Source organism: Shinella yambaruensis, from assembly GCF_050859155.1.
Lineage (GTDB): Bacteria > Pseudomonadota > Alphaproteobacteria > Rhizobiales > Rhizobiaceae > Shinella > Shinella yambaruensis.
In genome coordinates this window covers 1,533,746-1,546,252 of record NZ_CP150638.1, presented here as the reverse complement: position 1 = coordinate 1,546,252, position 12,507 = coordinate 1,533,746, and the positions used below count along the sequence as shown (strand labels likewise).

Sequence of the window (12,507 nt, the reverse complement as noted above, 5' to 3'; positions counted from 1 at the left end):
GATGCCGTGGCCGGAGTAAAAAGGCGTGGTTTCATCACGGGCGGCACCTGGTGCCTCGACCGCAACCGCAAGATCGACGCCTGGCCGCGCGAGGACAGCGTCGGCGTCGCCTGGGGGCTGGAAGAGCGCGGCGGCGGCTCGGCCTGCAATCTCGCCATCGACATCAAGCGCCTCGACCCGACGATGCCGGTCGAGACGATCGGGCTCGTGGGCGATGACGATGCGGGGCGCAAGCTGCTCGCCGAGGCGGACCGGGCGGGGCTCGATTGCCGGCAGATGCATGTCAGCCGCGAGGTGCCGACCCACACGACCGAGGCCTTCATCTCGCAGGCGAGCGGCCAGCGCACGCATATCTCGGATCTCGGCGCCGGGGCGCTGCTGACGCCGGACCATTTCGACTTTTCCGGAACGACGGCGCGCGTCCTGCATCTCGGCCTGCCGGGCATCCATCCCCGGATGGATGCCCCCTGGGAGACGGATGCCAACGGATGGGTGAGCGTGCTCAGGGCCGCCCGCGCCGCCGGCCTTGAAACCAATCTCGAACTCTGCACGGTCACGCCGGAGCGCCTGCGCGCGCTGATCCTGCCATGCCTGCCGCATCTCGACACGCTGATCGTCAACGACAGCGAGATCGGCGCTCTGGCGGGGATCACGACCATGGACGGCGGCAGGGCGAACGCCGACGCCTGCGCCGCAGCCTCGGCCACGGTCCTCGAACGGGGCGCGATGCGGCTCGTGACCGTGCATTTTCCCGAGGGGGCGATCACCGTCACGCGCACGGGCGAGAGGATTTTCATACCATCGGCCAGCGTGCCGCCCGATGCGATCGTCGGGCCGAACGGCGCAGGGGACGCGTTTGCAGCGGGCTTCCTCTACGGCCTGCACGAGAACTGGCCGCTGGCCGACAGCCTGTGGCTCGGCCATGCGGCGGCCGCCTGTTCGCTGCGCTCGGCGGGCACGACCGACGGGGTCGTTTCCTGGCGGCAATGCCTCGACACGGCGCGAACCTGGGACAGGCGCAGGCGACCGGATCTGACGAAACCTCAACCCGACTCGGAAGGAACACGGATATGGTGAAGCAACTGGAAGGCAAGGTCGCGGCGGTGACGGGCGCGGCTTCGGGGATAGGGCTTGCGAGCACGAAGGCGATGATTGCCGAGGGCGCGCATGTCGTGCTCGTCGACCGTGATCGCAATGCCCTCGATGCCGCTTGCGCGGACCTCGGAGGTGCCGCGATCCCGCTGGTGATCGATCTTCTCGACCCGGCGGACTGCGCGACATTGATGCCCGCCATCGAGCGACTGACCGGCCGGCTCGATATCCTTCACGCCAATGCCGGCACCTATATAGGCGGAGACCTGGTCGATGCGCAGACCGCCAACATCGACCGGATGCTCAACCTCAACGTCAACGTCGTGATGAAGAACGTGCATGACGTGCTGCCGCACATGATCGAGCGCGGCGCCGGCGACATCATCGTGACGAGTTCGGTGGCGGGCCACTATCCGGTTCCGTGGGAGCCGGTCTATTCGGCATCGAAATGGGCCATGACCTGCTTCGTCCAGACGGTGCGCCGGCAGGTCAACAAGAAGGGCATCCGGGTCGGGTCGGTTTCTCCCGGCCCCGTGATCAGCGCGCTGCTTGCCGACTGGCCCGAGGAAAACCTCCGGAAGGCCAAGGAATCGGGAAGCCTGATCGAGCCCGCCGAAGTGGCCGATGCGGTCATCTTCATGCTGACCCGCCCCCGGAACGTCACCATCCGCGACGTCGTCGTGCTTCCATCGAATTTCGACATCTGACCCGCCGGGAATGGCAGCGACAGGTTTCGATCCACGCCTCCGCGAGGAGGCGAGCACTCAGGAACACCTCCCGGATCGCTGGGATAATAGCCGTGGCCGCCCTTTGTCCACCGGCAACCCTGCCTAAACCAGCAGCGGTTCAAGCACGCGTCTTGCGGCGTGCCCGAACGGCACGGGGCGCCGTGCCATGCGGTCGACATTCACATGGATGAAAAAGCCTTCCGCCGCCGCGATGTCTTCGTCGTTGCGGAAGAGCCCGATCTCATAGCGGACGGACGAGCTTCCGAGCCGGGCGACACGGATGCCGGCCGTGACCACGTCCGGGAAGGTCATTTCCGCGTGGTAGCGGCACCCCGTCTCGACGACGAGGAAGATCTCCGGTCCTCCCCTGATATCCAGAACCCCGTTTTCGATGAGGAAGCCATTCACCGCGCTGTCGAAGAGGCTGTAATGGACGACATTGTTCATGTGCCCGTATGTGTCGTTGTCCGACCAGCGCGTTCCGATCGTCCGGAAAACCTTGTAGCCGGAGCGCCCGCCGGGTCCCGTCCGTTCCGTCATCACCAGGCCGCCTTGTAGATCGAGAGGGCGTCCGTTTCACTTACCGCCCGGGGATTGTTCACGAGGAGCCTGGTCTGCTTCATGGCGTCTCGCGCCATACCCGCCAGATGCTCCTCGCCGATGCCGACATCCCGCAACCGGGCTTGCAGCCCGAGCCGTGCCGACAGTTCGGCCAGCCGCTCGATGAAGGCCGCGCAGCGCTGCCCGCCATCCTGCTCGCACGAGAGATCCGGAAAGGCATCGGCGGCGATCTCGGCATAGACGGACGCCGCCTCCGGCGCGTTGAAGCGCAGGACATGGGGAAGCACGAGCGCGTTGGAAAGCCCGTGCGGAACATGGAACGTCCCGCCGATCGGATAGGCGAGCGCATGCACGGCGGCGACCGGCGAATTGGCGAAGGCCTGGCCTGCCAGCATGGAGCCGAGGAGCATCGCCCCCCGCGCCGCCCGGTCCTTGCCATCGAAGACCGCCGTCTCGATGTTCGCGCCCAGCAACTGCAGCGCCTGCCGGGCCAGCATCCTGGAGAGCGGATTGTTGTTCGCGTTTCGGGAGGCATAGGCCTCGATGGCGTGCACCATCGCATCGATGCCGGTGGCAGCCGTGATCGACGGCGGCAGCCCGAGGGTGAGCTCCGCATCGAGGATCGCGACGTCGGGCAGGATGACCGGCGACGAGACACCGCGCTTCTCGTCGCCGCCCACCGTGATGATCGAGACCGGCGTCACCTCCGATCCCGTCCCCGCCGTCGTGGGCACGAGCGCCAGGGGCAGCCGGGGGCCCTTGGCATTGCCGACGCCCCACGCGCCATCGAGATCCTCGCCCGAGCCGCAGACGAGCGCCACGACCTTTGCCACATCCAGCGAGGAACCGCCGCCGAAGCCGATCACGCCCGTCACGCCCGCGGCCCTTGCCGCCTCCACCGCGGCCTCAACCGTCGCCAGCGAAGGGTCGGCCTCGACCGCATCGAAAACGGTGACCTCCATTCCCGATCCCGAGAGCGCGGCGAGCGCGGCGTCGCACAGGCCAAGCTTCCTGAGGCCGCCATCCGTGACGAACAGGATGCGTCCGCCAAATCGCGGGCCGAGCAGGCCGCCGAGCTCGGCCGAGGCACCGGGGCGGAAAACGATCTGGCTCGTCGTATTGAACACAAAGGGATTCATGATTTCCTCCTGTGCCGTCCTGCATCATGCCGCAGGAAGGCTTTCGCGAAGTTTGACCCGCAGGATTTTTCCCGATCCCGTGCGCGGGATCTCGGCCACGACATAGACACGATCGGGCACCTTGTAGGAAGACAGGCGGGCCTTGCAATGCCGGATCAGATCCTCCTGGTCGAAGGTCCGCCCGTCCTTGACGACGATGCAGGCGACGGGGACCTCTCCCAGCATGGCATGGGGCATTCCGATCACCGCGCAGTCCATGACCGTGTCTTGCAGCAGCAGGATCGCCTCCTCGACCTCCGCCGGCGCGATGTTCTGGCCGCCGCGGATGATCAGTTCCTTGAGGCGGCCGGTGATGGTGAGGAAGCCGTTCATGTCGGACTTCGCGAGGTCGCCGGTATGATACCATCCGTCCACGATGGCCTTTTCCGTCTCCAGCGGCTTGTTGTGGTAGCCCTGCATCAGGTTCGGGCCCTTGCAGATCAATTCGCCCTCGACGCCCGCCGGCACATCCAGCCCTGTTTTCGGATCGACCAGACGGACCGCAAGGCCCGGCACCGGCAGCCCGCAGGAACCGGGAACACGCCATTTTCCGGGCCAGTTCATGGTCACCATCGTCGATGTCTCGGTGATGCCGTAGCCATCCAGAAGCGGGACGCCGAAGAACGCCTCGAAGTCGCTGTTCAGCGTTCCCGGCATGATCGCTCCGGCGGAGACGCAAAGCCGAACGGATGAAAGCAACCGTTCCCCACTGGCCTGGCAGGCCGACAGGAAATAGTGGAAGACCGTCGGGACGCCCGGCATGAAGGTGAAGCGGCCCGTGCGAAGAAGTTCCGTCGCCTGGGAGGTCGAGAACTTCTCCATGATATATTCGCTCGCGCCCGTCGCGATGATGGAGAGAACCGCGATGTTGAGGGCATAGGAATGATAGAGAGGCAGGGTGTTGAGAACGACGTCGTTCTCGTTCAGCCCCGCGATCGGCGCCCAGCATGCCGCCGCCACCCAGAGCATGGAGCGCGTCGACAGCAGGACGCCCTTGGGCTGGCCCGTCGTGCCGGATGTATAGACGATGAAGGCCGGGCGATCGATATCCCGGTCATCCTCGAAGGCTGACGCCGGCGCCGCTGCGCCAAAGCCGGCCTCCTCGTCCACGGCGATCACGACGGGCGGTTTGCCGGCGCGCGGCGGCAATCCGTCCACCAGCGGCTGCTTCTGCGATGGCATGATCACGAAGGCGCATTCCGCATCGTCGATGCGGTAGGCGAGTTCGGCCTCGGTCGCCTCGATGCTGACGGGAACGGCGATCCCCCCCGCCCGCACGACGGCAAGGCAGGCGACGACCCAGTTCACCGAGTTCGGCAGGAAGATCGCGACGGCCTCGTCTTTCGCGAGACCCAACGCGACCAGACGAGACGCCAGCTCCGCGGTCTCGCGGTCCAGGGCGTCATGGGAGACCGACCGTCTCCTGTCCTCGAAGGCCATCTTGCCCGGATACAGGCGCGCATTCCGCCGAAGGATTTCTCCGACCGGCGCGATAAGCTCGAAATGTATCATGTTCTCCTCCCGCTCCTCCCGGTCAGACCATGCAGAATCCGCCGTTGACGCTGATCACCTGACCGGTCACCCAGGAGGATGCCTCGGAAGCCAGGAAGGTCACCATCGGCGCCACGTCGCCGGGCCTGCCGATGCGGCGCAAAGGATAGGCCTTTACGATCTTCTCACGGTTCTTCTCGAGAAAATCGGGATCGGAATGGGACGTTTCGATCAGGCCGAGTGAAACCGTGTTGACCGTGATGTTGTTTCGGCCGAATTCACGGGCCAGCGACTTGCCGAGCGCGATCGTGCCGCCACGCGCGGCCGCGGCCAGCGCCAGATTGGCTTCGCCGATGCGGGAACTGTCGCCGACGAGATTGATGATGCGGCCGGAATTCTGCCCGATCATCAGCGGCGCGACGGCGTGGCAGCAATTGATCGCGCCGTAGAGGCATATGTCGATCTGCTTCTTCCAGTCTTCAGGGGTCGAATCGACGAACCGCTGGTATTTCACGTATCCCGCATTGTTGACCAGCACATCGACGGTCCCGAAATCCGCCTTGATGGCGGCGACCATCGCCCTGACCTGATCGTTTTCGCTGATGTCGGCCCTATAGGCCCTGGCCTTTCCGCCGGCGGCCGCGATCGCGGCGACCACCGCCTCCGCCTCGGCCTGCGAACGGCTGTAGTTCACGGCGACGATGGCGCCTTCCGCCGCGAGAGACCGTGCGATATCTCCGCCGACATCTCTTCCGCCGCCGGTCACCAGCGCCACCTTGTCATTCAGATTGGTCTGCATTCACGAAACTCCTCGATAGTCTGACGGCTGCAACGCAGCGCAATCCAGTGCGGCCCGGTCCGCGGAACGAAGTCGGGTCATTTCCCCAGAAACCGGGGCGAACGCTTGTCCTTGAAGGCCTGCCGGCCTTCGATGTAGTCGTGGCTCGCGCTGGCCTCGTCGATCAGCCTGCTGGCCGCGGCGTGATCCAGCGTCCCGCGCGCGCAGCCGTTGAGAATGAACTTCGCGCCCGCAATCGTCAGGGGGGCGTTTTCAGCCAGCTCCGCCGCCCGGTCATGCGCGGCGGCAAGCGCATCCTCCGCAACCTGATCGATGAAGCCGATATCGAGAGCCTGCCCGGCATCGAAGCGGCGGGCCGAGAAGAGGATGCGTTTTGCCTGCGTCACCCCCACGAGCGCGCACAGCTTGCGGGTCGCGGAGATGCCGTAGACAATCGACAGCCGTGCTGCGGGGATTGCGAAGACCGCATTGCCTTCGGCGACCCGGAAATCGCAGGACATGGCCAGATGCGCCGCGCCGCCGAGGCAATATCCCCGCAGGGCGGCGATCGTCGGCTTGGAAACCTCGTATATCGCGTCCCCCGCGGCATCGACCGCCACCTCATAGGCCTTGCTGGCCTCAAGGCCGCCGCGCACCGCGTCGAACTCGCTGATATCGGCGCCGGCCGAGAAGTCGGCGCCGGCGCCCGTCAGGATGATCGAGCGGACCGACGAGTCCCGATCGAAGGCGCGAAACAGGTCGGCGAGCTGCCGCCACATCGCATAGGTTACGGCATTCCTGTGTCCGGGGCGGCTCAACGTGACCACCGCGACCCCATCCCTGTCTTCAACGAGAATATCGCTCATTCGCCTGCCCTCGAACTGCCTGGGAAGCGCCCGGCCGCTTGCCGGGCGCCGTCGCGTCACTTCTTCACGAGCGGGCACTGGCTTTCCGCAAGCGGACGGAAAGCCTCGTCGCCCGGAATGGTGGTGACGAGCTTCAGGATGTCCCATTCGCCGGTGGATTCGGCGGGCGTCTTGACCTGGTAGACGTACATGTCGTGCACCATCCGGCCATCCTCGCGGATCTTGCCGTTCGTGGCGAAGAAGTCGTTGATCGGCGTCTCGCGCATCTTCGCCATGACCTCCTGGGCGTCGGTCGTGCCGGCGGCCTGGACGGCCTTCAGGTAATGCATGGTCGAGGAATAGTCTCCCGCATCGCCCATGTGCGGCGGGCGGCCGACGCGCTCTTCGAAGCGCTTGGAGAAGGCCCGCGTCGCATCGTCGCGATCCCAGTAGAAGGCATTCGTCAGGATCATGCCCTGCGCGGTATCGAGGCCGAGCGAATGAACGTCGGTATCCCAGACGAGCAGGCCCGCGATGGTCTTGCCGGAGGCGGCAAGGCCGAACTCCGCCGCGGACTTCACCGCATTGATGAAGGTGGTGCCGGAGCCCGCCATGGCGACGACCTGCGCCGGCGATGCCTGCGCCTGCAGCATGAAGGCGCTGTGGTCGGACGTCTCGATCGGATAGCGCACGGCGCCGGAGACCGCGCCGCCATTGTCCTCGACGATCTGCGTCGCGTCGGCTTCCAGCGCATGTCCGAACGCGTAGTCGGCCGTCAGGAAGAACCAGTTCTTCATGCCCTGCAGGAGCAGCTGGTTGGCGGTCCCGTTGGCAAGGGCATAGGTATCGTAGGAATAGTGGATGCTGTTCGGCGTGCAGCCGTCGTTCGTCAGGCGTGACGAGCCGGAGCCGTTGACGATGGCGATCCTGTCCTCGTCCTTCGCGACCTGCGTGACGGCCAGCGCAATGCCGGAATTGATCAGGTTGTTGATCATCGTCACGCCCTGCGATTCATACCATTCGCGCGCCGTGGCCACCGCCACTTCCGGCTTGTTCTGATGGTCGGCCACGACGACTTCGAGCGGCCGGTCGAGAACCTTGCCGCCGAAATCCTCCACCGCCATCCTCACAGCGGTGATCGCCCCCTCGCCCGCCTCGTGCGAGAACTGGCCGCTGACATCGGTGAGCACGCCGATGCGGACGGGCGCGGCATCCTGCGCCCCGGCGGACATGGTCAAGGCGCCGACAGCCGCGGCGCAGGACAGTAGCATAAGCTTGTTCTTCATCGTTCTTCCTCCCAGGTTCGGCGCCCTGAGCTCCTCCCAAGGCCCTATCATCAACTTGCGTTATCATACTAAGATTACGCTTGAGGCTTACATCTTGTGTGATTCAATAGGCTTTATGCAGCAAGGTAAGCAGAGTTTTCCGCAAAGCGCAAGCTTGCATTATTAGACTTTATGTGTTTTTCTGATCATGCCGGAACCGAACAGTGGGAAGGCGGGCGCGCCATCCGGCGCCCGCCCGGAGAATGAGAAAGCCGGCGGAGGAGAAAACGTGCTGGACACCGCACCCATCATCGAGGCGCGCGCTTTGACGCGCTCCTTCGGCGGCTTCGTCGCCGTCAAGAATGTCGACCTGAAGATCCGCGCCGGCACGATCCACGCGCTGATCGGGCCGAACGGCGCCGGCAAGAGCACGCTGTTCAATCTCCTGACCAAGTTCCTGTCGCCGAGCGGCGGACAGATCCTGTTCAAGGATCGCGACATAACGCGGATGGCGCCCGCCGACATCGCGCGCATGGGCCTCGTGCGGTCGTTCCAGATTTCATCGGTGTTCCCGCATCTCAGCGCGCATGAGAATGTCCGGGTCGCCCTGCAGGCCCGCGCGAAGGAGACATTCGCATTCTGGAAATCGAACGCGACGCTCCGCCGCTTCAACGAGGAAGCGGCAAGGCTGCTCGACAGCGTCGGCCTTGCCGACCGGGCGCAGACAAAGGCCGCCGAGCTGTCCTACGGGCGAAAACGCGCCCTCGAGCTCGCCACCACATTGGCGCTCGACCCGGAAGTCCTGCTTCTCGACGAGCCGATGGCGGGAATGGGCACGGAGGATATCGGCCGGACGGCCGCCCTCATCCGCAGCGTCGGCAAGGGACGCACGGTGCTGATGGTCGAGCACAATCTCGGCGTCGTCTCCGACCTGTCGGACCGGATCACGGTGCTGCGTCGGGGAGAGGTCATCGCGGAAGGAAGCTATGCGGACGTTTCCGCCGACAGCGAAGTCCGCAAGGCCTATATGGGAGGCAGCCATGGCTGAGGCTCCCCTCCTTGACGTCAAGCGTCTCGAGGCCTGGTATGGCGAAAGCCATGTGCTGCACGGCATCGACTTCGATGTGCGCAAAGGCGAGGTCGTGACGCTTATCGGCCGCAACGGCGCCGGCAAGACGACGACGCTGCGCAGCCTCGTCGGCGTCGTCGGAAAGAGGCGCGGCGCCTGCATCTACAAGGGCGCGGACCTCCTGAAGGTCGCGCCGCACAAGGTCGCGCGTCTCGGCATCGGCTACGTGCCGGAAGAACGCGGCATCTTCTCCTCGCTCAGCGTGCTGGAAAACCTCCTGTTTCCGCCTGCCTGGCAGGCGGGCGGCATGGCGGTCGACGAAATATACGGCCTTTTTCCGAACCTGAAGGGGCGGGACAGCACATCGGGCACGCGCCTTTCCGGCGGCGAACAGCAGATGCTGGCGATCGGCCGGGTTCTCCGGACGGGCGCCGACTTCATCCTGCTCGACGAGCCGACCGAAGGCATCGCCCCCGTGATCATCGAGGAGATCGGCGCGGCCCTGCGCATCCTCAAGGATCGCGGCATGACGATCATCCTGGTCGAGCAGAACCTTCGCTTCGCGGCATCCATCGCGGACCGCCACTACGTCCTCGACCAGGGAAAGGTCGTCGACGAGATCCCGAACCACGCACTCGACGCCAACATGGACCGGCTGAACAGATATCTCGGAGTCTGATCCATGACGCGCTCCTTTCAGATAGGTAGAAACCGATGACGGACATCTTCGGGGTTCCCATTGCCGTCCTGCTCGGGCAACTGCTGCTCGGCCTGATCAACGGCTCCTTCTATGCCCTCCTGAGCCTCGGCCTCGCCATCATCTTCGGCATGCTGAACGTGATCAACTTCGCCCATGGCGCCTTCTACATGCTCGGCGGCTTCGCCGCCTGGCTCCTGCTGTCGAGCCTCGGCCTCGGCTACTGGGAAACGCTCGTCATCGCCCCCCTGGTGGTGGGAGCGCTGGGCGCCGTCGTGGAGCGGCTGTTCCTCAAGCGCCTCTACAGGATCGACCACCTCTACAGCCTGCTCCTGACCTTCGGGATCGCCCTCATGCTCGAAGGGCTTTTCCGGCATGTCTTCGGCGCCGCCGGCAAGCCCTATCCCATCCCGCCGTCGCTGACGGGCGGCATCAATCTCGGCTTCATGTTCCTGCCGATGTACCGCGCCTGGGTGATCGTCGCCTCCCTTGCGGTCTGCCTCGCCACGTGGCTTGCGATCGAGCGGACGAGGCTCGGCGCCTACCTGCGGGCGGCGACGGAAAATCCGAGCCTCGTCCAGGCCTTCGGCATCAACGTTCCGCTCATGCTGACCTTGACCTATGCCTTCTGCGTGGGCCTTGCCGGCTTTGCCGGGGCGCTGGCGGCACCGCTCTACCAGGTCAGCCCCGGCATGGGTTCCAGTATCATCATCGTGGTCTTCGCGGTCGTCGTCATCGGCGGCATGGGATCGATCGGCGGCGCGATCGTCACCGCCCTGGCGCTTGGCGTCATCGAGGGGCTGACCAAGACATTCTATCCCGCGGCCTCCTCCATAGCGGTTTTCGTGGTGATGGTCCTTGTCATTCTCATCCGGCCGTCCGGCCTGTTCTCCCGCGAGGCTTGATCATGAACAGCACAACCGCGACCTCTTCCCTGACGGCCCCTCGCCGCCTCCGGACGACCGGCGGCCTCCTTCTCGCCCTCGTCGCCGTGCTGATGATCGGCGCGCCGCTGGCGATCTATCCGCTCTTCCTCATCAAGATCCTCTGTTTCGCGCTGTTCGCGGCCGCGTTCAACCTCGTCCTCGGATATGCGGGGCTTCTGTCGTTCGGGCATGCGGCCTTCTTCGGCGGGGCAGCGTATGTCGCCGCCCACGCCGCCAAGGTCTGGCAGCTGCCCTTCGAGCTCGCCGTGCTCGCGGGAACCGCCTTCGCCGCGTTTCTCGGCCTTGCCTTCGGTACGCTCGCCATTCGCCGTCACGGCATCTACTTCGCGATGATCACGCTCGCCCTCGCGCAGATGATCTATTTCATGGCGGTACAGATGCCCTTCACCGGCGGCGAGGACGGCATCCAGGCCGTGCCGCGGGGCTATCTTCTCGGGATCGTCGATCTCCGCAACATCACCGCGATGTACTACACGGTCCTCGGCGGAACGGTCCTTGGCCTCGTGATCATCTGGAGGACCGTCAACTCGCCCTTCGGCCACATCCTCTCGGCCATTCGCGAGAACGAAACGCGCGTCACCTCGCTGGGCCTCAAGCCGGAACGCTACAAGCTGATCGCCTTCACGCTCTCCGCCGCGCTCTCCGGTTTCGCCGGCTCGCTGAAGGCGATCGCGTTCCAGCTCGCCTCGCTCGTGGACGTCACCTGGCACATGTCCGGCGAAGTCATCCTCATGACCCTTCTCGGCGGCATGGGCACGCTGATCGGCCCGATCGTCGGTGCCAGCATCGTCGTCGGGCTGGAGCATTTTCTTTCGACGAGCGGCCTGCCGATCACCTTCATCATCGGCCTGTTCTTCGTCGTGTGCGTGATGATGTTCAGGCGGGGCGTGTTCGGCGAGCTGAAGGCGCTGCTCGATCGCCCCAGGGCTTGAAAAAAGTCTTCTTATGCAAGCGATTTTACCGGGGCCGCGTTCGACCCCGGTTTTCGGCCTCAGCCGGCGCGCCTTGCGCGAGAACCGAACAGGTAACCGATGGCCGCGGCCATGACGAGCTGCACGATGCTCCCCATGTCCGGTGAAATGCGCGCCGGACCATCCGCCTGCGGCGCAAGGCTCGGCAGCAATCCCCCATGGATCGCCCACATCGCCACCACGACGGCGGCGAAAACGACAGCCGCGAGAACCGTCAGGCTGAGCGACGCGCCGGTGGGCGACGCGGCGGCCTGCGCGGGAAGCACACGCGGGGCGGCGGAGGCGCCCCCGCCGGAAGACGCGACGGCGGCCACCTGCCTTGCGGCACCGGCCTGCGCGACGGCATCGCCCACGGCAGGCGCCTCCGGGGACTGGCGGGCGAGGATCTCCTCGGCGAACCGCTTGAAAAACTGACCCGACATCTGCTTTGCGGTTGCATCGATGAGCCGGCCGCCGAGTTGCGACAGCTTGCCGCCGATCTGGGCGTCGACGGTATAGTGCAGGACGGTCCCGTTCTCGACCGCTTCCAGGCGAACGACCGCCACGCCCTTCGCGAATCCGGCGACGCCGCCCTGCCCTTCGCCGGTGATGCGATAGCCGTTCGGGGGATCGAGGTCCGACAGCGTGACGGCGCCCTGGAACCGGGCCTTTACTGGACCCACCTTGATGACGGCGACAGCCGACATTTCGGTCTCGGAAGACTTCGTCAGTTCCTGGCATCCGGGGATGCAGGCTTTCAGCACGTCGGCATCGTTCAGGGCGCTCCACACATCCTCCCTGCGCGCGGGAATATGCTGCTGGCCGGTCATGTCCATGGAATTTCCTCCTCGTCCTCCGGCGAAAACCCTTCATGTCCCGGGGCGCCGGTATTGCTTGACAATCCTA

At 65.3% G+C, this 12,507-nt stretch carries 13 protein-coding genes; 6 read left to right on the top strand and 7 right to left on the bottom strand.

The annotated features are described in order from the left end of the window. Positions 1-6: 6 nt before the first annotated feature. The gene (locus tag WMC41_RS07590) at positions 7-1,077 is read left to right on the top strand and encodes a carbohydrate kinase family protein (RefSeq protein ID WP_432347560.1); all 1,071 of its coding nucleotides are present in this window, start codon (positions 7-9) and stop codon (positions 1,075-1,077) included. After that, positions 1,074-1,799, top strand: coding sequence for an SDR family oxidoreductase (locus WMC41_RS07585; protein ID WP_432348293.1), 726 nt, complete (start codon positions 1,074-1,076; stop codon positions 1,797-1,799). Before WMC41_RS07590 ends, WMC41_RS07585 begins: the two co-directional genes overlap by 4 nt. A 123-nt stretch (positions 1,800-1,922) precedes the next feature. Here WMC41_RS07585 and WMC41_RS07580 read toward each other — a convergent pair whose 3' ends face one another. The 6 genes from WMC41_RS07580 to WMC41_RS07555 form a co-directional block, all read right to left on the bottom strand. Beyond that, on the bottom strand, positions 1,923-2,360 hold the full coding sequence (locus WMC41_RS07580; RefSeq protein WP_432347559.1) for an acyl-CoA thioesterase: 438 nt from the start codon (positions 2,358-2,360) through the stop codon (positions 1,923-1,925). Beyond that, positions 2,360-3,520, bottom strand: a complete 1,161-nt coding sequence (locus tag WMC41_RS07575; RefSeq protein ID WP_432347557.1) for an iron-containing alcohol dehydrogenase — start codon at positions 3,518-3,520, stop codon at positions 2,360-2,362. The genes WMC41_RS07580 and WMC41_RS07575 overlap by 1 nt, the downstream gene beginning before the upstream one ends. A gap of 24 nt (positions 3,521-3,544) precedes the next feature. Then, positions 3,545-5,071: a class I adenylate-forming enzyme family protein gene (locus WMC41_RS07570; RefSeq protein ID WP_432347555.1), complete on the bottom strand. Its 1,527-nt coding sequence runs from the start codon at positions 5,069-5,071 to the stop codon at positions 3,545-3,547. Between the two features lie 22 nt (positions 5,072-5,093). Continuing rightward, the gene (locus WMC41_RS07565) at positions 5,094-5,849 is read right to left on the bottom strand and encodes an SDR family NAD(P)-dependent oxidoreductase (protein WP_272805215.1); all 756 of its coding nucleotides are present in this window, start codon (positions 5,847-5,849) and stop codon (positions 5,094-5,096) included. 77 nt (positions 5,850-5,926) lie between these two features. Then, a complete protein-coding gene (locus tag WMC41_RS07560; protein WP_432347553.1) occupies positions 5,927-6,694 on the bottom strand; it encodes an enoyl-CoA hydratase-related protein in 768 nt (255 codons plus the stop codon). Positions 6,695-6,750: 56 nt separating this feature from the next. Next, positions 6,751-7,959, bottom strand: a complete 1,209-nt coding sequence (locus WMC41_RS07555) for an ABC transporter substrate-binding protein (RefSeq protein ID WP_244765735.1) — start codon at positions 7,957-7,959, stop codon at positions 6,751-6,753. Positions 7,960-8,146: 187 nt separating this feature from the next. On the opposite strand from WMC41_RS07555, the gene WMC41_RS07550 reads away from it, so the two are divergent. The 4 genes from WMC41_RS07550 to WMC41_RS07535 are packed head-to-tail and all read left to right on the top strand — an operon-like array spanning position 8,147 to position 11,583. Continuing rightward, on the top strand, positions 8,147-8,986 hold the full coding sequence (locus WMC41_RS07550) for an ABC transporter ATP-binding protein (protein WP_272805212.1): 840 nt from the start codon (positions 8,147-8,149) through the stop codon (positions 8,984-8,986). Beyond that, the gene (locus WMC41_RS07545) at positions 8,979-9,686 is read left to right on the top strand and encodes an ABC transporter ATP-binding protein (protein ID WP_244765737.1); all 708 of its coding nucleotides are present in this window, start codon (positions 8,979-8,981) and stop codon (positions 9,684-9,686) included. Before WMC41_RS07550 ends, WMC41_RS07545 begins: the two co-directional genes overlap by 8 nt. Positions 9,687-9,721: 35 nt before the next feature. Further along, complete coding sequence (locus tag WMC41_RS07540) at positions 9,722-10,609, top strand: branched-chain amino acid ABC transporter permease (RefSeq protein WP_244765738.1); 888 nt, start codon at positions 9,722-9,724, stop codon at positions 10,607-10,609. A 2-nt stretch (positions 10,610-10,611) separates the two neighbouring features. Continuing rightward, positions 10,612-11,583, top strand: coding sequence for a branched-chain amino acid ABC transporter permease (locus WMC41_RS07535; protein WP_244765739.1), 972 nt, complete (start codon positions 10,612-10,614; stop codon positions 11,581-11,583). A 59-nt stretch (positions 11,584-11,642) separates the two neighbouring features. Here WMC41_RS07535 and WMC41_RS07530 read toward each other — a convergent pair whose 3' ends face one another. Then, positions 11,643-12,437, bottom strand: a complete 795-nt coding sequence (locus WMC41_RS07530; protein ID WP_432347550.1) for an SRPBCC family protein — start codon at positions 12,435-12,437, stop codon at positions 11,643-11,645. Positions 12,438-12,507: the final 70 nt, after the last annotated feature.